General features: G+C 67.2%; 23 protein-coding genes. 9 read left to right on the top strand and 14 right to left on the bottom strand.

All coding sequences use genetic code 11. The features are described from left to right. The first annotated feature begins 2 nt into the window (after window positions 1-2). From ACSQ22_RS14515 to ACSQ22_RS14505, 3 genes are read left to right on the top strand one after another with little or no spacing between them, the layout of a single operon-like run. Window positions 3-839: a CheR family methyltransferase gene (locus ACSQ22_RS14515; protein ID WP_056065800.1), complete on the top strand. Its 837-nt coding sequence runs from the start codon at window positions 3-5 to the stop codon at window positions 837-839. Next, a complete protein-coding gene (locus ACSQ22_RS14510) occupies window positions 836-1,459 on the top strand; it encodes a chemotaxis protein CheB (RefSeq protein ID WP_436130731.1) in 624 nt (207 codons plus the stop codon). The genes ACSQ22_RS14515 and ACSQ22_RS14510 overlap by 4 nt, the downstream gene beginning before the upstream one ends. A 52-nt stretch (window positions 1,460-1,511) precedes the next feature. Continuing rightward, window positions 1,512-2,636 (top strand): hybrid sensor histidine kinase/response regulator, encoded by a 1,125-nt coding sequence (locus tag ACSQ22_RS14505; protein WP_436130730.1) that lies wholly within the window; start codon window positions 1,512-1,514, stop codon window positions 2,634-2,636. A gap of 97 nt (window positions 2,637-2,733) precedes the next feature. Here the strand turns inward: ACSQ22_RS14505 and ACSQ22_RS14500 are convergent, their stop codons facing one another. From ACSQ22_RS14500 to recG, 4 genes are all read right to left on the bottom strand, one after another. Next, window positions 2,734-3,102, bottom strand: coding sequence for a response regulator (locus ACSQ22_RS14500; RefSeq protein WP_056065339.1), 369 nt, complete (start codon window positions 3,100-3,102; stop codon window positions 2,734-2,736). Window positions 3,103-3,272: 170 nt separating this feature from the next. Continuing rightward, window positions 3,273-3,773 carry a Dps family protein gene (locus ACSQ22_RS14495; RefSeq protein ID WP_055395640.1) on the bottom strand — a complete coding sequence of 167 codons (501 nt, stop codon included), beginning with the start codon at window positions 3,771-3,773 and terminating at the stop codon, window positions 3,273-3,275. Window positions 3,774-3,952: 179 nt separating this feature from the next. Further along, window positions 3,953-4,918 (bottom strand): LysR substrate-binding domain-containing protein, encoded by a 966-nt coding sequence (locus ACSQ22_RS14490; protein WP_121421399.1) that lies wholly within the window; start codon window positions 4,916-4,918, stop codon window positions 3,953-3,955. 21 nt (window positions 4,919-4,939) lie between these two features. Beyond that, window positions 4,940-7,096 (bottom strand): ATP-dependent DNA helicase RecG, encoded by a 2,157-nt coding sequence (recG, locus tag ACSQ22_RS14485; RefSeq protein ID WP_436130729.1) that lies wholly within the window; start codon window positions 7,094-7,096, stop codon window positions 4,940-4,942. A 103-nt stretch (window positions 7,097-7,199) separates the two neighbouring features. Here recG and ACSQ22_RS14480 point away from each other — a divergent pair, with 103 nt between their 5' ends. From ACSQ22_RS14480 to ACSQ22_RS14465, 4 genes are all read left to right on the top strand, one after another. Next, complete coding sequence (locus ACSQ22_RS14480) at window positions 7,200-8,480, top strand: HD-GYP domain-containing protein (protein WP_055395633.1); 1,281 nt, start codon at window positions 7,200-7,202, stop codon at window positions 8,478-8,480. Between the two features lie 4 nt (window positions 8,481-8,484). Then, window positions 8,485-9,441, top strand: coding sequence for a 1-phosphofructokinase family hexose kinase (locus ACSQ22_RS14475; RefSeq protein WP_436130728.1), 957 nt, complete (start codon window positions 8,485-8,487; stop codon window positions 9,439-9,441). A gap of 90 nt (window positions 9,442-9,531) precedes the next feature. Further along, window positions 9,532-10,677: a tRNA preQ1(34) S-adenosylmethionine ribosyltransferase-isomerase QueA gene (gene queA / locus ACSQ22_RS14470; protein WP_436130727.1), complete on the top strand. Its 1,146-nt coding sequence runs from the start codon at window positions 9,532-9,534 to the stop codon at window positions 10,675-10,677. Beyond that, window positions 10,674-11,567, top strand: coding sequence for a DMT family transporter (locus tag ACSQ22_RS14465; protein ID WP_436130726.1), 894 nt, complete (start codon window positions 10,674-10,676; stop codon window positions 11,565-11,567). Before queA ends, ACSQ22_RS14465 begins: the two co-directional genes overlap by 4 nt. A gap of 27 nt (window positions 11,568-11,594) precedes the next feature. On the opposite strand, the gene ACSQ22_RS14460 is transcribed toward ACSQ22_RS14465, so the two are convergent. From ACSQ22_RS14460 to ACSQ22_RS14450, 3 genes are all read right to left on the bottom strand, one after another. After that, window positions 11,595-12,209, bottom strand: a complete 615-nt coding sequence (locus ACSQ22_RS14460; RefSeq protein ID WP_436130725.1) for a hypothetical protein — start codon at window positions 12,207-12,209, stop codon at window positions 11,595-11,597. Between the two features lie 85 nt (window positions 12,210-12,294). Then, complete coding sequence (locus tag ACSQ22_RS14455) at window positions 12,295-12,564, bottom strand: helix-turn-helix domain-containing protein (RefSeq protein ID WP_055395624.1); 270 nt, start codon at window positions 12,562-12,564, stop codon at window positions 12,295-12,297. A gap of 24 nt (window positions 12,565-12,588) precedes the next feature. Continuing rightward, window positions 12,589-13,188, bottom strand: a complete 600-nt coding sequence (locus ACSQ22_RS14450) for a DUF2975 domain-containing protein (protein WP_082437325.1) — start codon at window positions 13,186-13,188, stop codon at window positions 12,589-12,591. A 59-nt stretch (window positions 13,189-13,247) separates the two neighbouring features. Between ACSQ22_RS14450 and ACSQ22_RS14445 the strand changes: the two genes are divergently transcribed. Then, window positions 13,248-13,886: a hypothetical protein gene (locus ACSQ22_RS14445; protein ID WP_436130724.1), complete on the top strand. Its 639-nt coding sequence runs from the start codon at window positions 13,248-13,250 to the stop codon at window positions 13,884-13,886. A gap of 29 nt (window positions 13,887-13,915) precedes the next feature. Here the strand turns inward: ACSQ22_RS14445 and ACSQ22_RS14440 are convergent, their stop codons facing one another. Both ACSQ22_RS14440 and ACSQ22_RS14435 read right to left on the bottom strand, forming a co-directional pair. After that, the gene (locus ACSQ22_RS14440) at window positions 13,916-15,517 is read right to left on the bottom strand and encodes a gamma-glutamyltransferase family protein (protein WP_436130723.1); all 1,602 of its coding nucleotides are present in this window, start codon (window positions 15,515-15,517) and stop codon (window positions 13,916-13,918) included. 164 nt (window positions 15,518-15,681) lie between these two features. Then, entirely contained in the window at window positions 15,682-16,665 is a 984-nt protein-coding gene (locus ACSQ22_RS14435) for a Bug family tripartite tricarboxylate transporter substrate binding protein (protein WP_176887323.1), read from the bottom strand. A gap of 152 nt (window positions 16,666-16,817) precedes the next feature. On the opposite strand from ACSQ22_RS14435, the gene ACSQ22_RS14430 reads away from it, so the two are divergent. Continuing rightward, complete coding sequence (locus ACSQ22_RS14430) at window positions 16,818-17,729, top strand: LysR family transcriptional regulator (RefSeq protein WP_436130722.1); 912 nt, start codon at window positions 16,818-16,820, stop codon at window positions 17,727-17,729. Window positions 17,730-17,742: 13 nt separating this feature from the next. Here the strand turns inward: ACSQ22_RS14430 and ACSQ22_RS14425 are convergent, their stop codons facing one another. The 5 genes from ACSQ22_RS14425 to trpD all read right to left on the bottom strand — a co-directional run bounded on the left by ACSQ22_RS14425 (window position 17,743) and on the right by trpD (window position 20,686). Then, window positions 17,743-17,868, bottom strand: coding sequence for a hypothetical protein (locus ACSQ22_RS14425; protein ID WP_436130721.1), 126 nt, complete (start codon window positions 17,866-17,868; stop codon window positions 17,743-17,745). Between the two features lie 28 nt (window positions 17,869-17,896). After that, window positions 17,897-18,613, bottom strand: a complete 717-nt coding sequence (locus ACSQ22_RS14420; RefSeq protein ID WP_121421410.1) for a uracil-DNA glycosylase — start codon at window positions 18,611-18,613, stop codon at window positions 17,897-17,899. Window positions 18,614-18,683: 70 nt separating this feature from the next. Continuing rightward, entirely contained in the window at window positions 18,684-19,487 is an 804-nt protein-coding gene (gene trpC, locus ACSQ22_RS14415; RefSeq protein ID WP_056065300.1) for an indole-3-glycerol phosphate synthase TrpC, read from the bottom strand. Next, window positions 19,477-19,641 carry a hypothetical protein gene (locus ACSQ22_RS14410; protein WP_436130720.1) on the bottom strand — a complete coding sequence of 55 codons (165 nt, stop codon included), beginning with the start codon at window positions 19,639-19,641 and terminating at the stop codon, window positions 19,477-19,479. Before ACSQ22_RS14410 ends, trpC begins: the two co-directional genes overlap by 11 nt. Window positions 19,642-19,648: 7 nt before the next feature. Beyond that, entirely contained in the window at window positions 19,649-20,686 is a 1,038-nt protein-coding gene (gene trpD / locus ACSQ22_RS14405; protein ID WP_055395612.1) for an anthranilate phosphoribosyltransferase, read from the bottom strand. Window position 20,687: the final 1 nt, after the last annotated feature.

Genomic DNA, 20,687 nt, shown 5'->3' with positions numbered 1-20,687 from the left:
CCATGCCCCATCGCAAGGCCCGCACCGCAGACATCGAGCAGCGCCTGCTGATCGATGCCATCTACCACCGCTACCACTACGATTTCCGGGGCTACGCACAGGCGTCGCTCAAGCGGCGGCTGGCGTCGGCGCTGGTCCAGTTCGACTGCAAGACGCTGTCGCAGCTGCAGGACCGCGTGCTGCACGAGCCCGCCGTGTTCCCTGCGCTGCTCGAATACCTCACCGTGCAGGTGAGCGACATGTTCCGCGACCCCAGCTACTTCCAGGCGCTGCGCCAGGAGGTGGTGCCGCTGCTGCGCACCTACCCGTCGCTCAAGGTCTGGGTGGCCGGGTGCAGTGCGGGGGAAGAGGTGTATTCGCTGGCCATCCTGCTGCAGGAAGAAGGCCTGCTGGACCGCACGCTGATCTACGCCACCGACATCAACCCGCACGCGTTGCGCGCGGCAGAGTCTGGAGTGTTCGACGTGTCGCGGGTGGCGGCTTTTACCGAGAACCATGCGCGCTCCGGCGCCCGCAGTTCGTTGTCGGACTACTACGCTGCCGGCTATGGCCGCGTGGTGTTCGACAAGGGCTTGCGCGAGCACATGGTGTTCTCTGACCACAGCCTGGCCACCGACAGCGTGTTTGCCGAGGTCCATCTGGTGTCCTGCCGCAATGTGCTCATCTACTTCGAGCGCGACTTGCAAGACCGCGCCCTGGGGCTGTTCCGCGAGTCGCTGTGCCATCGGGGGTTTCTGGGTCTGGGGTCCAAGGAGTCTCTGCGGTTTTCAGCGCACACCGATGCCTTCGAGGACTTTGTGAAGGAAGACCGCATTTACCGCAAAAAGGCCGGGCTGTGAGCACCACCGACCTCGCGCCCAGACCAGCACCTTGCGGGGGCTACGCAGCCATCGTGGTGGGCGGTTCCTCGGGCGGTATCGACGCCTTGCTGGAACTGCTGCCCGCGCTGCCCGCCACGCTGCAGGCGGCTGTGCTAGTGGTGCTGCACCTGCCCCGGGACCGGCGCAGCCTGCTGGTAGATATTTTTCAGCCCCGCTGCGCAATGCCGATGCGCGAGGCTCAGGACAAGGATGCCATCACTCTGGGCTCGGTGAGCTTTGCGCCACCGGACTACCACCTGCTGGTCGATGCAGGGCCCCAGGGCCCGCATGTGGGGCTGTCGGTAGACCCTCCCCTGCATTTTTCCCGCCCCTCCATCGACGTGCTGTTCGAATCGGCGGCAGACCACTACGGCCCCCGGCTGGTGGGCGTCCTGCTGTCAGGCGCCAACGAAGACGGTGTGCACGGCCTGCAAGCCATTCAGGCAGCGGGCGGCCTCACCATCGTGCAAGACCCCGCCAGCGCCAGCATGTCCACCATGCCGCAGGCGGCCATCGCGGCCTTGGCGGTTGACCACATCCTGCCCCCTGAAGGCATTGCCAGGCTGCTGGCCGACCTGCACCAGCGCCAGCAGCTTTGATACGGGCACATGCGTCCTTCCTTGAGAACCCCATCCACCCTCCCCACCGCCCATGCCCCAGACCGACCGCACCAAATGCCTGCTCGTTGACGATGTCGAGGAAAACCTGATCGCCCTGGAGGCGCTGCTGCAACGCGACGGGCTGGACATCCTCAAGGCCCAGTCGGGCCCCGAGGCCCTGGAACTGCTGCTGGCGCATGACGACGTGGCCCTGGCCTTGCTGGACGTGCAGATGCCCGACATGAACGGCTTCGAGCTGGCGGAACTGATCCGGGGCAGCGAGCGCACCCGGCACATTCCGCTCATCTTCATGACGGCGGGCTCACGCGAGCAGAACTGGCAGTTCCGGGGGTACGAGAGCGGGGCGGTGGACTTTCTCTACAAACCCATCGACCCGCACATGCTCACCAACAAGGCGAGCGTGTTCTTTGAACTGCACCGGCGCAAGCAGGCGCTGGCGCACGAGCTGCGCGCGCGCACCGAGGCCTTGCGCATCAACGAAATGTTCATGGCCGTGCTGAGCCACGACCTGCGCACACCGCTGCAGTCCATCGTCGCGGCGGCCACCGTGCTCAAGCGCCAGCCGCCCCCCGACAAGGCGTTGCTGATGGCCGACCGGGTGCTGGGCGCCAGCCAGCGCATGGGCCACATGATCGAAGACCTGCTGGACGTGACCCGCATTCGCCAGGCCGGCGGGCTGGCGCTGCAGCTGGGCTCCACCCACATGCAGGCGCTGGTGCAGCGCACGCTGGATGAGGTGGCCACCAGCCACCCGGAACGCTATATCGGGTCCACCCTGCAAGGCGACCTGGCCGGCACCTGGGATGCCGAACGCCTGTGTCAGGTGATCACCAACCTGGTTGGCAACGCCCTGCACCACGGCAGAGTCGACCACCCTGTGCAGATTGCAGTGGACGGTACCAGCCCTGAGGAGGTGAGCATCACGGTGTCCAACGGCGGCACCATTCCCTCTGCGCTGCTGCCGCATTTGTTCGACCCGTTCCGGGGTGGAGAGCGTGAGCCCGGCCGCCACCAAGGGCTGGGGCTGGGGCTCTTCATTGCGCACCAGATCGTGCGGGCCCACCATGGAACCATCGAGGCCCAGTCACGGGACGATGTCACGACCTTTCGGGTGAGACTGCCGCGCCACTCGCCAGTACGCAGCCCCCGCAATTGACTGCGCGCAGCCCAGCACAACAGCGCAGGTCACCACGACCAGGCGGGTGGCGTGATGAAGTAAAGGATGAACAGCGAGCGATCGGCGCTAGCAAGCCTCAGCCGGCGGCCGAAGCCAGCGCTGTATGGATGGACTCGAGCAAATGCTCCAGCTCTTCCAGCTCAAAAGGTTTGAGCAATGCGCGCACGTTGGGCCCCCAACTGCGCGGGTGGCTTCCCAGCTCGTAGCCGGAGCACAGCACCACCCACCGCTGCGGATCATCCGCCAGCAGCTGGCGGGCCAGTTCCGTGCCCGAAAGGCCGGGCAGGCTGACATCGGTCACCACCACATCAAAGACGTCCCCAGCATCCAGAGCCAGCGCCTCCTCGGCAGTGGCGCAGGGCGTGACCGTCCGGCCTTCACCTTCCATAAGCATGCCGATGGTCTCGCGCAGCTCCGGGTTGTCTTCAACGTACAGGATTCGCATACATCAGAGGGGATTGATACGCCATGCCGCCCTGCGAAGAAGGGAGCATGACCAATACCCGCATCATGCGCAGGCGATGGAACTGCGCCATGTAGGACAAGGCGCTCTTCTTCGCTGTGCTGCACTGTTCTGCGCCCCTCGGGTAATGCGCGTGGAAGCTGCGAACCCTTTTACTCTTCGAGCAGCGAGCGCAGCATCCACGCCGTCTGCTCGTGCACCGTGAGGCGCTGCGTCAGCAGGTCGGCCGTGGGCTCGTCGCTGGCCTTGTCGGCCAGGGGGAACAGGCTGCGCGCGGTGCGGGCCACGGCCTCATGGCCTTCGACCAGCACGCGCACCATCTCCAGTGCCTTGGGCGGCTTGGCGGGCGCATCGGGCACCGTGGCCAGCTTGCCGAATTCGGCATAGGAGCCCGGCGCCACATGGCCCAGCGAGCGGATGCGCTCGGCAATCGGGTCCACGGCATTCCACAGCTCGGTGTACTGCGCCATGAACATGGTGTGCAGCGTGTTGAACATGGGGCCCGTCACGTTCCAGTGGAAGTTGTGGGTGGTGAGGTACAGCGTGTAGGTGTCGGCCAGCAGGCGCGACAGGCCCTGGGCGATGGCAGCGCGGTCCTTGTCGCTGATGCCGATGTTGATGGTGGGGGCGGTGGTCTTGGAGGCCTTGGCCATGTCATTGCTCCTGAAGTGAAGATGGATTCGACAGCAGATGCCCGCCGACCCGTCGGACCTGGAGGCATCGCACCAAAAACACTGTAGCGCAAGGCCATGACCAGCGAGCCTGACCTGCGTCAGAGCCACACCACGGCAGCAGGACATCGCCCGCCAGCGCGGCGCAGGCCAGGCCGGCCTTATGACAGCCGCTTGACCCCCGGCAGCTCGCAGGCATACACCGCGTTGCGCAATGACGCAATGGCTTCATACCGGGTAAAGCTGCGCCGCCATGCCAGCACCACGCGGCGCATGGGTGGCGGGCCGCCGTCCTCTTCGCGGATGGGCAGGTAGCGGATATAGCTTTCGTCGCTCTTACGGCGGCGTGACACGGTGAGCAGCGCATCGCGCGGCACCGAAAGGCGCGGCACCAGCGTCACGCCCATGCCTGCGGCCACCATGTGCTTGATGGTTTCGAGCGAAGAGCCTTCAAACGACTTGCGGATGCCCTCGGCATTGCTCGCAAAGCGCGCAAATTCGGGGCAGACCTCCAGCACATGGTCGCGAAAACAATGGCCCGCACCCAGCAGCAGCATGGTCTCGCTCTTGAGTTCGGCCGCCGTCACAGACTTCTTCGCCGCCAGCGGGTGCGTGCTGGGCACAGCCGCCATGAAGGGCTCGTCATACAGCGGCGCCATGGCCAGGCCCGTGTCGGGGAAAGGTTCGGCCAGGATGGCGCAGTCGATCTCGCCGGTACGCAGCATCTCCAGCAGCTTGACGGTGAAGTTCTCCTGCAGCATCAGCGGCATCTGCGGCGTGCGCGTGATGGACTGGCGCACCAGCTCGGGCAACAGATAGGGCCCGATGGTGTAGATGACCCCCAGGGTGAGCGGCCCCGCCAGCGGGTCCTTGCCGCGCTTGGCAATCTCCTTGATGGCCGCCGCCTGCTCCAGCACGCTCTGCGCCTGGCGCACGATCTCTTCGCCCAGCGGCGTCACCGAAACCTCACCCGCGCTGCGCTCGAAGAGCTTCACATCCAGCTCTTCTTCCAGCTTCTTGATGGCCACCGACAGTGTGGGCTGCGACACGTAGCAGGCATCGGCCGCATGACCAAAGTGCTTCTCCCGCGCTACGGCAACGATGTACTTGAGTTCGGTGAGGGTCATGGTGTGTTCCAGCAGGCCGTGTCATGCCTTGAGATAGTCGGATTTTCCACCCAACCAGCGCGCGACGTGCTTTGCGGCCAGGTCAGGATACCGGTCCAGCATCTGCGGCGCCAGTTCGCGCGCCCATTCGAGCAGGTGGGTGTCGGTCGCCAGGTCGGCAAAGCGCAGCAGCGCATCCCCCGACTGGCGCGCGCCCAGAAACTCACCGGGGCCGCGAATCTCCAGATCGCGCCGGGCGATCTCGAAGCCGTCGTTGGTTTCGGCCATGGCGCGCAGGCGCTCCTTGGCGGTTTCGCCCACGCGGCCGCTGTCGTTGGTGGCATACAGCAGCACGCAGGCCGAGGCCGCCGCACCCCGCCCCACCCGGCCGCGCAGCTGGTGCAGCTGGCTCAGGCCAAAACGTTCGGCATGTTCGATGACCATGAGGGACGCGTTGGGCACGTCCACGCCCACTTCGATAACCGTAGTGCTGACCAGCACGCCCATCTGGCCGCTGGTGAAGAGCGCCATCACGGCCTTCTTCTCGGCCGTGGGCATGCGCGAGTGCAGCAGACCGACCATGCAGCCCGGCAAGGCCTCGCTCAGATCGGCGTGGGTGGCGGTGGCGTTACTCAGATCCAGCGCCTCGCTCTCTTCGATCAGCGGGCACACCCAGTACACCTGCCGCCCGGCCTCGACCTGCGCGCCGATGCGTGCGATCACCTCGTCCTTGCGGCTGTCGGCAATGAGTTTGGTGACGATGGGCGTGCGGCCCGGGGGCAGCTCATCGATGACCGACACATCGAGGTCGGCGTAGTAGCTCATGGCCAGCGTGCGCGGGATAGGGGTGGCACTCATCATGAGCATGTGGGGCTCCATGCCATGGGCAGCGAGTTTCTGCCGCAAGGCCAGCCGCTGCGCCACGCCAAAACGGTGCTGTTCGTCGATGATGGCCAGCGCCAGGTTCTTGAACCGCACCTGCTCCTGGATCACGGCGTGGGTGCCCACCACCAGCGCGGCCTCGCCGCTGGCCACCAGCGCGAGCGTGGCGGTGCGATCCTTCTTTTTCTGCCCGCCCACCAGCCAGGCGACCTTGCGGCCGCGCGCGGCCAGCAGGGGTTCGAGCCAGCCGATCATCTTGGCGAAATGCTGCTCGGCCAGGATTTCGGTGGGCGCCATCAGCGCGCACTGCCAGCCCGCATCCATCGCCAGACAGGCGGCCAGGGCCGAGACCACGGTTTTGCCCGAGCCCACATCGCCCTGCAGCAGCCGATGCATGGGCACCTGGCGGGCCAGGTCGGCGGCAATTTCTTCGCCCACGCGGCGCTGGGCGGGGGTGAGGCTGAAGGGCAGCACGGCCAGCAACTGCTCATGCAGCGGCAAGGCACCGTCTGCGGCTTTTTGGGCGCGCAACACGGGTGCACGCAGCATGTCGCGTGCTCGGCGCGACTGCTGCTGCGACAGCTGCTGGGCCAGCAACTCCTCGGCCTTGAGGCGCTGCCACGCGGGGTGGCTGTGGTCCTCCAGCGTGGACAGCGCCACATCGGGCGTGGGGTGGTGCAAAAAAGTGAGCGCCTCGCGCAGGCTGAATAAGCGCTGGAGGCCATTTTGGCCATAAACCCGAGTCACCGGCGGCTCGGCACCGGGTGGCAGGGTGTCCGACAAGTCCACCCGCGTCAGCGCGCCCACCACCGCACGGCGCAGGTAGGGCTGGGGCAAACCGGCCGTGGTGGGGTAGACGGGCGTCAACGCCGCAGGCAGCTCGCCGCCCGCCACGCGGAACGCCGGGTGCATCATCTGCCGCCCCCAGAAGCCGCCCTTGATCTCACCCCGGATGCGCAGGCGCGCACCCACGGCCAGGGTTTTCTGGTGCGAGGGGTAGAAGCTGAAGAAGCGCAGCTCGCACGAGCCGGTGTCGTCCTCCACCTGCACCAGCAGCTGGCGGCGCGGGCGTAGCTGAATCTCGCTCGCAGTCACCGTGGCTTCGATCTGCACCATCTGCCCGTCGCGCGCATTGGCCAGCGGGGTGATGCGGGTTTCATCCTCGTAGCGCAGGGGCAGGTGCAGGGCGAGGTCGATGTCACGTTGGAGCCCCAGTTTTTGCAGCGCCTTTTGTGCCACCGACGCGCCACCTTTGGCCGCAGCAGGGGCTGCCGAAGCCTTGGCGCTAAGGGAAACTCTGGGGGCTGCGGCGGGCATGTAGCGGGTTCTGCGAACGACAAGGGCGGGGCAAAAAGGCTACCATGGTTACCGTTGATTACGCCTAAAGACGGGCGTTTATTCAGAGTCCAGGTCCCCTACCATGCTCAAGCGCATTCACATTCAGCATCTCACCCTGGGCATGTATCTGCACGAGTTCTGCGGGTCGTGGATGGACCACCCGTTCTGGCGGGCCAAGTTCTTGCTCAAAGACCCCGGGGACCTGGCCCGGATACAAGCCACTGCCATCCAGGAAATCTGGATTGACACCGACAAGGGGCTGGACGTGGCGGCGGGCACCGCGTCGGTGTCGCGCGAGGAGGCCGACGCGCAGATTGACACCGACTTCAGCCGCCTTGAGGACCTGCCGCCCATCAAAGTCACGCTGCCATCCCCACCGCCGCCGCCCAAGCGCAACCGCAATCCTGCGGACATGCACAGCGAACTCAAGATGGCCGCTGCCATCTGCGTGAAATCCAAAGAAGCCGTGGTCTCGATGTTCAACGAGGCCCGCATGGGCCGCGCGGTGGACTCGGCGAGTGCACAGAGCCTGGTGGAAGAAATTTCGGATTCCGTCACCCGCAACCCCGGCGCGCTCATCAGCCTGGCGCGCCTGAAAACGGCCGACGACTACACCTACATGCACTCGGTGGCGGTGTGCGCGCTGATGGTGGCCCTGGCCAAGCAGCTCAAGCTCAAGGACGACCAGCAGCGGCTGGCGGGCATGGCAGGCCTGCTGCACGATCTGGGCAAGGCGGCCATCCCGCTGGCCGTGCTCAACAAGCCCGGCAAGCTCACCGACCAGGAATTCACCGTGGTGCGCAGCCACCCGGTGGAGGGCTACCACATGCTCAAGGAGGGCGGCAACGTGCCCGACGCCGTGCTGGACGCCTGTCTGCACCACCATGAAAAGGTCGATGGCTCCGGCTACCCCGACAAGCTGCAGGGCGAAGGCATCAGCGTGATCGCGCGCATGACGGCCATTTGCGACGTGTACGACGCCATCACCTCCGACCGGCCCTACAAGCGTGGATGGGACCCCGCCGAGTCACTGCGCCGCATGGCCGAGTGGACCAAGGACCATTTCGACGCCCGCATCTTCCAGGCCTTTGTCAAAAGTATCGGCATCTACCCTGTGGGCTCGCTCGTGCGTCTGACCTCGGGCCGCATCGGCGTGGTCACCGAGCAATCGGCCGCCGCACTCACCGCCCCCATGGTCAAGGTGTTCTTCTCGACCAAGTCCGACCTGCGCATCCCCCCCGAAATGGTGGACCTGTCTGCCCCGGGCTGCACCGAGAAGATCGTGGCGCGCGAAGACCCCGACAAGTGGCGCTTTCCGGACCTGAACGAGCTATGGTCAGGCTTTGCCGAAAAGGTCTGGTAGCCCGATGCCCGCACTGATCACCCTCACGCTGAACCCCGCCCTCGACCTGGCCACCACCACCGACCACGTTGCACCCACCCACAAGCTGCGCTGCGGCCCGGTGCAACGCTTTGCGGGTGGCGGCGGCATCAACGTGGCGCGGGTGCTGCACCGCCTGGGCGCAGATGTGTGCGCCTGGGCGCTGGCGGGCGGTGCGGCGGGCACACAGGTGCGGCAGTTGCTGGCCGCGGAGGGCGTGCCCACGCTGCTGCAACCAATTTCGGGCGATACGCGCGAGAACTTCTCGGTGGTCGAGACCACCACAAGCCAGGAGTTTCGTTTTGTGCTGCCCGGCCCCACGCTGCAACCCGCCGAGTGGCAGGCCTGCCTGGATGCGCTGGCTACCCACACACCGCCACCCCGCTGGCTGATTGCCAGCGGCAGCCTGCCGCCTGGCACGCCGGACGACTTCTACGCCCAGCTGGCGCGCGCCGCATCCGGCCGGGGCGTGCGGGTAGCCGTCGACACCTCGGGGCCGCCGCTGGCGGCGGCATTGCAGGCCGGGGTGGCGCTGGTCAAGCCCAGCCTGCGCGAGCTGCGCGACGTGATGCAACAGCCGCTGGAACATGCGGCCGACTGGTGCACCGCCGCCCAGTCGCTGGTGCACAGCGGCGCTGCCGACATCGTGGCGTTGTCAGTGGGCGAACAAGGCGCCGTGCTGGCCACGCGCGAGGGCGTGTGGCAAGCGCCAGCCCTCAACGTACCCGCCACCTCCGGCACCACGGGCGCGGGCGACTGTTTTCTGGCGACCCTGGTCTGGGCGCTGGACCGGGGCGATGCGCCGGCCGAGGCCCTGCGCTGGGGCGTGGCGGCCGGAGCGGCCGCGCTGCTGCACCCTGGCACCACGCTCGCACAGGCGGATGACGTGCGGCGGCTGGTGCGCAGTGTGCCCGCGCCGATGGCGTTCACCCCCCAGCCATAGCACCGCGCCTGCAGCGCCCGCACCCGCGTGTGACAATCGCGCCTTCCGCAATTTTTACCTTGGCACGGGCCCGTTCGGCCCTCAAGCACAATGACTGATCTCTCCAGCGGCGCAGCCAGCGCCCTCACAACACCCCGCGTGTTCACCCTCAGCGACTTCGACTTCTCGCTGCCCCCCGAACTCATTGCCCAGCACCCCGCGCCCGAACGCAGCGCCTCGCGCCTGCTGGACGGCCGCGCCATGCAGCCGGTGGACCGCATCTTTCGCGAGCTGCCCGGCCTGCTGCGCGAGGGCGACCTGCTCGTCTTCAACGACACGCGCGTGGTCAAGGCACGCATCTTTGGCGAGAAGGCCAGCGGCGGCAAGCTGGAGCTGCTGATCGAACGCGTGTTGCCCGCAGAGGCTGGCAACCCGGGTAATGAAGTCGTGGCCCACATGAAGGTCAGCAAGAAGCCCCTGCCCGGCAGCGTGGTGCACATGGCTGGTGGCCGCAAGGCGGGCGGCTTTGACGCCCAACTGCTGGGCCGCTGGCCCACCGAGGACGGCCCGCTGTTCCGCTTTGCGTTGCACGGCCCCGCAGGCGAGTCGCCCTGGGAGCTGATGGACCGCCACGGCCACCTGCCGCTGCCGCCCTACATCGAGCGCCAGCAAAACACCGCCCATGACCCGGACGAGGCCGAGGACAGCCAGCGCTACCAGACCGTGTTCGCGCGCAACCCCGGCGCCGTGGCCGCGCCCACGGCCGCGCTGCACTTTGACGAAGGCGTGCTGGCCGACCTGGCTGCACGCGGCATCGAACGCGCCAGCGTCACGCTGCACGTGGGCGCGGGTACCTTCCAGCCTTGCAAGACCGAAAACCTGGCCGAGCACCAGATGCACAGCGAGTGGTACGAGGTGCCCCTGGCCACGCTAGCCGCGCTGGAGCGCTGCCGCCAGCGCGGCGGCCGTGTGGTGGCCGTGGGCACCACCACCGTGCGCACACTCGAATCCTGGGCGAAGACGGGCCAAGCCTCTGGCGACACCAACATCTTCATCACACCGGGCTTTGCATTCCAGGTGGTGGATGTGCTGGTCACCAACTTCCACCTGCCCAAAAGCACGCTGATGATGCTGGTGAGCGCCTTTGCGGGCTACGCCCACATCATGGGCCTGTACCGGCATGCGATTGCGCAGCAGTACCGCTTCTTCAGCTACGGCGACGCGATGCTGCTGGAGCGTGCACGCAGCCAGCCGTGAGCCCTGCCGCCCCCACGCCCGCCGCCCGCCTGCACGCAGCGCTGGCGGGCATCGCGCTCGCCGTGGCGGCCTGCGCGTTTTTTGCCGTGTTGGACACCGCGAGCAAGCTGGTCAGTGTGGGTGTTCCCATCGTCATGGCGCTGTGGATGCGCTATGTGTTCCAGTCGCTGCTGACCACGGCCTTCGTGCTGCAACGGGCGGGGCGCCCTGCCCTGCGCACCACACAGCCCCGCTTCCAGGCCTTGCGCGGTGCGCTGTTTGCCATGACCAGCCTGTTCGGCTTCATCAGCCTCACGGCCCTGCCACTGGCGGAGTTCACGGCCATCGTGGCCACGGTGCCGCTGTGTGTGACGGTGGTGGCGGCCCTGTGGCTGCACCAGCCCGTGAGCGCGGTGCGCTGGCTGCTGGTGGTCACCGGCCTGGCGGGTACGCTGGCCATCATCCGGCCCGGTGGCGAGGCCTTCACCTGGGCGCTGCTGTGGCCGCTGTGCATGCTGGCTGCGGGCACGGGCTACCAGGTGTTGAGCAGCAAGATGGCAGGCCAGGAGAGCCCCGCCACCACGCAGCTCTACACCAGCTGGATCGCCACCGCGCTGGTGTCGCTGGGCGTGCCGTTCTTCTGGCAGCCGGTGAGCGACCCGTGGCTATGGGCGGGCATGTTCACCATGGGCCTGTCGAGCGCGGTGGGCCACATGCTGCTGCTCCATGCCTATGCGCGCACCACGCCGGTGACGATCGCGCCGTTCCTGTATTCGCAGATCGGGTTTGCCATGCTGGCGGGCTGGCTGGTGTACCGCCATGTGCCCGATAGCTGGTCGATGGCCGGGATCGCCGCGATCGTGCTCAGCGGCGCGGCCAGCACCTGGCTGACCGTGCGGGAAACGCGCTGACGGCACTGCCCAGTGCCGCCCCAGCATTCAGCGGCAGGTGCTGGTTGGCGCAACGCGGGGCGCGGCCCCCATGGCCGGAGGCTGGTTGGCCGAAGGCAACTCCACACAGTAGGTGCCCCAGGGACCCGCAGCCTGAACCATGCGCCGGCCCTCTGCGCCGCGCAGGTCGCGCTCGGCAATGCCAGATCCCAAGGCACCCGCTGGAGCGACTTCCCAGCGCTGATGCGGCGGCTGTGGTTGCTGTGCGCCTTGCCGGCGCTGCCAGGCCCGCTCGCGCTGGAGCGCCCATGCCACATCGTCCATGCTGGGAGCAGCCCGTGGGGCATCACCCGGCCCGGATGCCGGCGCCTGCGGCGCGGGCGCAACCGGCAGGGCGGCAGTCAAGCCCTCCACGCTGCCATCAGGCGCAGCAGGCTCCACAGCGATCGGCCGCCCGCTGCGGGTAACGGCCTGCTTTGGGCCCTGCCCGCTGGCAACGGGTGTGGCGCTCCGGGTTGGAGCGGCAGGCTGGGGAACGGCAGCTGGCAACGGCTCGCTGGGTGCCGTAGACGCGGGCAGCGGCACCAGCGTCACCCATACCATGGCAGGTGCATCGCTGCGCTCGGGCGAAGTTCGCAGAGCACCATCGCTTCTGCTCAGCATCGCCAGAACCAATCCATGCAGCAACAGCGCCCCACCTACTGCCCAGGCCAGTCGCGGGCCGGAGCCGCGCGTGCCTCGCACTGCCCTAGTCGCCCTGGGCCAAGCCACCAGCCTCGCCACGCGAAGGCGCCTCGCTATCCTTCGTGTCCGCATCGGGCACCCAGGCCAGCAGGTCTGCCGGCTGGCACTGCAGATAACTGCAGATGGCGGACAGGGTCTCGAAACGCACGCCCTTGACCTTTCCGCTCTTGAGCAGGGACAGGTTGGCCTCGGTGATGCCCACATGGGCCGCCAGATCGCGCGACTTGACCTTGCGGCGCGCGAGCATTTCATCCAGGGTCACGACAATCGCCATGGGAATTCCTTCGCTGGCGAGTTGCTAAACAAACGCATCCGCTTCGGCTTGCAGGCGGTGGCCCTCGGCCAGCACGTGCCCCAGGAGCAACATCATCAGCCCCACGACCAATACGCTCATTTCAAACGGTCCCACGCCCAGCGCCACCAGGCCGTTCTGCTGGCCGGAAGCCAGCCAGGACAGCAGCGCCGTCACCCCCGCCTGGTAGACGAGTGAAGTCACGAACATCGCCAAAAAACCCCAGCCCACGCCACGGAACCCGTGCACCACCGCCGGCCCGAACACGGCCCCGGCCAGAAAGGACCGGCAGATGCGATGCACGCACAGCACCGCATACAGCATGGCCGCAGCGGGAATGCACTCCAGCGCCACGCCCACCCAGCGCCAATGGGTCTCCATGGAGGGCGGCGGTGTGAGGCCGACCAACAAGGCCTGCGAGGGCACCACCGAAAGCGGCATCCAGCCACCCCAACCCGTTTCATGCCCGATGGCCGCCCAGCGCGCCATCGACAACACCAGCGATACCAGGGCACACGCCCAGCTGGCCGCGAGAAGGCCCCAGGCCAGGCGGCGAAACGAGGGGCTGTGAACAGAAGATACCGATGGGGGTAAATGTTGCGTCATGGTTGGTGAGTTTTTCTGTAAAACAATAATAATATACCGTCAAACAGAAATTTACTACCATGCTTTTTTTCCTAACGCCCCTGCGCCCTTTGGCTTTTCTCCGTGCTTTCTCGTGTTTTTTGGCCCTGGTGCTGCTGTCGGCCTGTGGCAGTGTGCCGGTGTCATCACTGTGGAAGCTGCGGCAGCTCCAGCTGGAGACGCTGGACCCCGCCGCGCTGCGCGCCGCCGTGGTACACAGCCCGGGCCTGCAGCTTCAAGGCAACGCACTGGAGCTCACGGTGAGCGTTTCGCGCACGCTGCGCAAGCCCGGGGGAGCCATCGCCACAGAGCGCCTTGAAGAAAAATTGCCCCTTCAGGAGCTGCGCAGCACGGCCGATCGCAGCGTGCTCGCGGAATATGAAACGTCCCGGACCCATGTGCAGGTCTGGCGGATCGACCCCGCCGCCCTGCCGCGCCTGCAGGCTCTGCGAGAGCGGGCCATGGGCTGGAAAGGCACGGACGATGGTTCCCGTCAGTTGGGCCTGGGGCTGGAACTGTCGGGCTGTCAACAAGGCGGCTCCGGCAGCCGCGTCGTGACCACCCTCTTGCGATTCACCGACACAGGGGAATACATCCCGCTAGTGCGCAACCTCGACCTTGCGGAGACGATGCCAGCGCACGAGCTCGCCAAGCGGTTTCCGGCCTGCACAATGCGCTGAGCCGCCTCAGTGCGCTGCGCGCAAGGCCGTCAGAACGCGACCGCGTGCCCGTCCTTGCGCGGGTCGGAGCCTGCGATGTAGCTGTTGCCGTTCTTCAGCACCAGCTGGGCGCCGCCAAAGGCGAACACGCCGTTGCCCTCTTCCACCGTCACTTCGTGCCCGCGCGCGCGCAGCGCGGCGACCACGACGGGGTCGAACCCTGGCTCCACGGCCACACCCTTGCCGCCCGTCACGCGCCAGCGGGGCGCATCAGCCGCCGCCTGCGGGTTCTGGCCGTAGCGCAGCACGCGCAGTGCCATCTGGGTGTGGCCCTGGCTCTGCATCGGCCCGCCCATCACGCCAAACGCCATCTGGGGCGTGCCGTCGGCATGCATGGCAAAGGCCGGGATGATGGTGTGCGAGGGGCGCTTGCGCGGCGCCACCTGGTTGGCGTGGCCCGGGATCAGGTTGAAGCCGTGGCCCCGGTTCTGCAGGCTGATGCCCGTGCCCGGCACCACCACGCCCGAGCCAAAGCCCATGTAGTTGGACTGGATGAAAGAGACCATCATGCCGGACGCGTCGGCCGCCGCCAGGTACACCGTGCCACCGGGGCGCGGGGCGCCGTAGCCAGGGTCGCCAGCGCTCGTGGTGTCGATCAGCGCGGCGCGGCTGCGCAGGTAGTCGGGGTTCAGCAGCGCATCGGGTTTGACGTGCATGGCGTCGATGTCGGCGTTGTACTGGTGCAGGTCGGCAAACGCGAGCTTCATGGCCTCGATGCTGGCGTGCACGGTCTCCACATCGTCCACCGGGTGAGCGCCGATGCCATGCGCGTCGAGCATGCCCAGCGCCATCAGTGCGGCAATGCCCTGGCCGTTGGGCGGAATCTCATGGACCACCGACTCGCCAAACCGCTGCTGGACGGTGCCCACCCAGTCGGCCTGGTGCGCGGCCAGGTCGGCCAGCGTCATGGCACCGCCATTCGCCTGCGCATGCGCCGCGATGCGCTCGGCGATCACGCCCCGGTAAAAGGCCTCGCCCTCGGTCTCAGCAATCAGCTCCAGCGTGCGCGCGTGGGCCTCGCTGCGGAAGATTTCGCCCGCCTGGGGCACGCGACCATTCGGCATGAAACACTCGGCAAACCCGGGCTGCGTGCCCAGCTTGGCCGCGCCCAGCGCCCACAGGCGGGCGATGGTGGGTGACACCGGAAACCCGTTGCGCGCGTAGTCGATGGCAGGCTGCGCCAGCTGCGCAAACGGCAGCTTGCCCAGGCGCTTGGAGAGCGCCACCCAGGCCGACACGGCGCCTGGCACGGTGACGGCGTTCCAGCCGGTTTCAGGGATGCCTCCCAGCTTCTCGAAGTACTCCGGCGTCCATGCCGCAGGCGATCGGCCCGAAGCATTCAAACCGTGCAATTCCTTGCCATCCCACACGATGGCGAAGCCATCGCTGCCCAGGCCGCAGCCCGTGGGCTCCACCACCGTGAGCGCCATGGCGGCGGCAATGGCGGCGTCCACCGCGTTGCCACCGGCCAGCAGCATGCGCAGCCCCGCCTGCGCCGCCAGTGGTTGCGACGTGGAGACCACATTGCGGCCCATCACCGCGCTGCGGTGGGAGGCGTAGGGAAGGGACCAGTCGAGGGCTTGGGGGTTCATGTGATGGGACTCCATGGCGGGCCAGGACCCGCTCGGATGAAAACTGGCGTGTCCGAGGAAAAGGACACCGAGGAAGGGCCGCCCCGCACCGAGGGTGTCGTCCCCTCGCCCGCATCGCGCAGCGGTGCGAGAGCGGGGGGAAGGCGCGCAGCGCCTCAGGGGGGTTATTCAATGCTTATTTTGTGTTGGCGAATCACCGTCGCCCAGCGGTTGCTGTCCGCCTGCACCATGGCGCCAAACTGCGCGGGTGTGCGCGGCGCGGCGGGCTCCACGCCCAGCTTGGCCAGGCTCTCGGCCACCTCGGGCGCCTGCACGGCCTTGGCAAAAGCCTTGTGCACGCGGTCCACCAAGGCGGGGGGAGCCCCGGCGGGCAGGTACACGCCAAACCAGGTCACCGACGAATAGCCGGGCAGGCCAGATTCGGCCAGCGTGGGCAGCTCGGGCGCCAGGGTGCTGCGCTTTTCGCTGGTCACGGCCAGTGCGCGCAGGCGGCCGGCCTTGGCGTGCGGCATGCCGGTGGGCAGGGAATCGAACAGCACATGCGTCTGCCCGGCAATCAGGTCAGGGATGGCCAGGGCCGTGCCCTTGTAGGGGATGTGCGTCATCTCCACACCCGCCTGGGCGCTGAAGGCGGCCGTGTTCAGGTGCACGATGGTGCCGTTGCCGCTGGTGGCGTAGTTGAGCTTGCCGGGGTGGGCCTTGGCGTAGGCAATCAGTTCGCCCACGGTCTTGACCGGCAGGCTGTTGGTGACCAGCAGCACGCTGGGTGCGTCGGCCACATGGGCCACCGGCGTGAAGTCCTTGCGCGGGTCATAAGCCAGCTTGGGCATGAGGTGGGGCGAGATGGCATGTGTGCTGCTGGTGGTCAGCAGCAGGGTGTAGCCGTCGGGTGCGGCCTTGGCCGCCTCGGCCGTGCCCAGGGTGCCGCCCGCGCCGGGCTTGTTGTCCACCACCAGTTGCTGGCCCAGGTCGGCCGCCACGCGCTGGGTGACCACGCGGGCCACCAGGTCGGTCGCGCCGCTGGCCGGAAAGGGCACGATCACCCGCACGGGGCGGTCCGGCCAATTGGCTTGTGCCTGCGCGGCAGATGCCAGCACCAGCAGGCCGGCCAGGCCCCAGACACCACGGCCCCAGGAAAGTAGACGCATACAGAGCACTCCCGCAAAGAAATCGGACACAACAGAGGATGGGACCATCTTAGGAAGCCGCGCCTTGCTTGACTACCAGCATTTCAGCAAGCTGCTTTGCTGCCACGGCAAACCGGCGCATACTGCCAGCCTCACTCCCGGTTCGGTCACCCATGCGCCCCCACCTGCTGCAAGACACCACCCTGCGCTACTTTCTGGCTGTGGCGCAGAGTGGATCGCTCACCGAAGCATCGGCCCGGCTGCATGTGGCCGCCTCGGCCCTGAGCCGCCAGATCGCGGGGCTGGAGGCCCAGCTGGGCACGCCCCTGTTCGAGCGCCACCCGCGCGGCATGGTGCTGACGGCGGCGGGCGAGATCCTGGCGGTGCACGCACGCCGCACCGTGCTGGACGCCGAGCGCGCGCTGGGCGAGATCGGCGCGCTGCAGGGCCTGCGTGCGGGGCAGGTGCGCCTGGCCACGTCGGATGCGTTTGCGAACGAGCTGGTGCCGCGCCTGTGCGTGGAGTTCCAGCGCACCCACACCGGCATCCAGTTCAGCGTGATCGCCCTGCCCACGGCCCAGGTGCCCGACGCCGTGCGTAGCGGCACGGCCGACATCGGCCTGTGCTTCAGCCGCGCGCCGCACAAGGACATCGACGTGGCCTACCGCCAGAGCGCCCCGGTGCTGGCCCTGCTGCCGCCCGGCCACCCGTTGACCAGCGCAGGCAGCGCGACCCTGGCGCAGATGGCCGAATACCCCTTGGCGCTGCCCCCGCCCGAGACCACGGTGCGCCAGATGATCGACATCGTCTGCAGCCGCCAGGGCCTGCAGCTCGACGCCGTGCTCATTAGCAACCATGCCAAGACGGTGGTCAACTTTGTACGGCTGGGCGGCGGCCTGTCCGTGGCCAGCGAGATCGCCGTGCGCCACCTGGTGGCCGAAGGCGCCGTCGTGGCCCAGCCCATCAGCGACCCTGGCATGGACCTGCGCGACATCGAGATCCAGACCCTGGCCGGGCGCAGCCTGCCGGTGGCGGCGCAGGCGTTTCTGGAGCTGCTCAAGGAACGGCTACCGCAGCAGTGGTAGCCCTTGGCGTCGGTTATCCGGCGTGCTGGTCATCACCCGGCAGCCCCAGGCGAATCGGCCCCCGGGCACCGTGGCATCCACCGGCACCGCGCCGCGCCAGCAAGGCGAACATTTGTGCCTCCACGTCTGCGTCGGTCATGGCACGCCGGCAATGCTGCAAACGCTGCTCAGTAACCGTGCTGCGCGCGAAAATCCCGCGCCTTGCCAAAGTGCCCGTTGCCAATAAAAGGGACAGGCGGGCGCAGTGCCGACAGGGGCGAGGGGTGGTTGGACGTGAGCACCAGGTGCCCGCGGTCAGCGGGAATCCACGCGCGCTTTCCCTGGGCGTGCGAGCCCCAGAGCATGAACACCACCGGACGCGGGCCCTCGGCCACATGGCGGATGACGGTGTCGGTCAGTTCCTCCCAGCCCTTGCCTGCATGGCTGGCGGCCTGGCCCTCTTCCACCGTGAGGCAGGTGTTGAGCAGCAGCACACCGTTCTTCGCCCACTTGACCAGGCTGCCGCCGGGGTTCGGGAACGGGGGGAAGGCCACCCCCAGGTCGCGCTGCATTTCCTTGAAGATATTCTGCAGCGAGGGCGGCAGGCGCACGCCCGGCGCCACCGAAAACGCCAACCCCTCGGCCTGGCCCCGGCCGTGGTACGGGTCCTGCCCCAGGATGACCACGCGCACGTCCTCAGGCGGCGTCAGCTCCAGCGCGCGCAGCGGCTGGGGCGGAAAGATCGCCGCACCCGCCTGCAGCCGCGCCTGCAAGAACGCGAGCAACGCCTGCCCGCGTGCGCCAGCAAAAAAGGCGTCCGCCAACGGCTGCCAGCCGGGCGCCACGGGCCAGTCGGCGGGGTTGGCGCTTTGGAGTTGGGCCGGGGTCTGGGGAGTTGAATTCATGGTCGAAATAGGCTCTAGCGCTTTACCATCAAGCGCAAGCAGCTATTAAAACAGGAGTTTTCACCCTCTCTCACCCAAAGAGCTTGGCCAGGGCCAGGCCCGGATCGTCCGCCCGCATGAAGGCTTCGCCCACCAAGAAGGCGTGCACACCTGCGTCGCGCATGGCCTTCACATCGGCAGGCTTCAAGATGCCCGACTCGGTGACGAGAAGCCGGTCCGCAGGCACGTCCTTGAGCATGGAGAGCGTGGTGTCCAGCGTGACCTCGAACGTGCGCAAGTTGCGGTTGTTGATGCCGACCAGCGGAGTCTTGAGCTTCAGAGCCCGCTCCAGCTCGGGCCGGTCATGCACCTCCACCAGCACCGCCATGTCCAGGCTGCGTGCAATGGCCTCGAAGTCGGCCATCTGGGCGTCGTCCAGGCTGGCCGCAATCAGCAGGATGGCGTCGGCGCCCATGGCGCGCGATTCGTAGATCTGGTACGCATCCACCATGAAATCCTTGCGCAGCACAGGAAGCAACGTGCTGGCGCGGGCTTGTTTCAGGTAGTCGGGCTGGCCCTGAAAGAACTGCCGGTCGGTCAGTACCGACAGGCAGGCCGCGCTCACCTTGCCATCGCCTTCCATATAGCTCTGGGCAATGTCAGCAGGCTCGAAGTCAGCACGCAGCACGCCCTTGCTGGGGCTGGCCTTCTTGATCTCGGCAATCACCGCCGCCTGGCCCTTGGCGATCTTGGCGCGCAGCGCGCCTTCAAAGTCGCGGGTGAGCACACGGCTCTCGGCGTCGGCGCGCATGGCTTCAAAGGACAGGCGCTTTTTGGCGGCGGCCACTTCTTCGTGCTTGACGGCGACGATTTTGTTGAGGATGTCACTGCTCATGGTGCGCGCCCTTTGGGTTGTCGGTTTCGGTGTCGTCGGGCTCAGGGGAGCCCTGTTTCAGAATTTTGGTGAACACGCGGTGCATCACGAACCCGGCCACGATGAAAAGGGCAGAGATGCCCAGTGCAATCCAGGTGCCAGGGTCGCGCCACATGGCCGTGTCAGGCCGCCGTGGCCAGCGCGTGCGTGCGCGTGACCACCTGCTCCAGCTTGGCCAGCGCGGCGCCCGACGCAATCACGGCACGGGCCTTGGCCAAGCCTGCGGGCACCGAATCGACCACATTGGCGGCGTACAGCGCCACACCGGCGTTCAGGCAGACGATGTCTTGCGCGGCGCCAGGCTCGCCCTTGAGCACGCCGATCAGCATCTCCCGCGACTGCTCGGGCGTCTCAACCTTGAGCGCGCGATTGCTCGCCATCGGCAGGCCAAAGTCCTCGGGGTGGATTTCGTACTCGGTGATCTGGCCGTTTTTCAACTCACCCACCAAAGTGGCAGCGCCCAAGCTGACTTCGTCCATGCCATCACGGCCGTACACCACCAGCGCGTGCTCGGCGCCCAGGCGCTGCAGCGCGCGTACCTGGATACCGACGAGGTCGGGGTGGAACACGCCCATCAGGATGTTGGGCGCACCGGCCGGGTTGGTCAGCGGGCCCAGGATGTTGAAGATGGTGCGCACGCCCAGTTCCTTGCGCACCGGGGCCACGTTCTTCATGGCGGGGTGGTGGTTGGGCGCGAACATGAAGCCGATGCCGACTTCAGCGATGCACTGGGCGATCTGCTCGGGTTTGAGGTTGATGTGGATGCCCAGGGCCTCCATCACATCGGCGCTGCCGCTTTTGCTGGATACGCCGCGCCCGCCATGTTTGCTGACCTTGGCGCCCGCTGCGGCGGCCACGAACATCGAGCAGGTGGAGATGTTGAAGGTGTTGGCACCGTCGCCGCCCGTGCCCACGATGTCCACCATGTGGGTCGCGTCCTTGACGTGCACCTTGGTACTGAACTCGCGCATCACCTGCGCGGCTGCGGTGATCTCGCCGATGGTTTCCTTCTTCACGCGCAAGCCGGTGATGATGGCTGCGGTCATGACGGGCGACAGCTCGCCATTCATGATGAGGCGCATCAGATGCAGCATTTCGTCATGGAAGATTTCGCGGTGCTCGATGGTGCGCTGCAGCGCTTCCTGGGGGGTGATGGGCATG

Origin of the sequence: Acidovorax sp. LjRoot38 (genome assembly GCF_964252975.1) — a bacterium.
Taxonomy (GTDB): Bacteria; Pseudomonadota; Gammaproteobacteria; order Burkholderiales; family Burkholderiaceae_C; genus Acidovorax; species Acidovorax facilis.
Note: the sequence above shows the minus strand (reverse complement) of the source record. Positions and strands in the feature narration are given on the sequence as shown.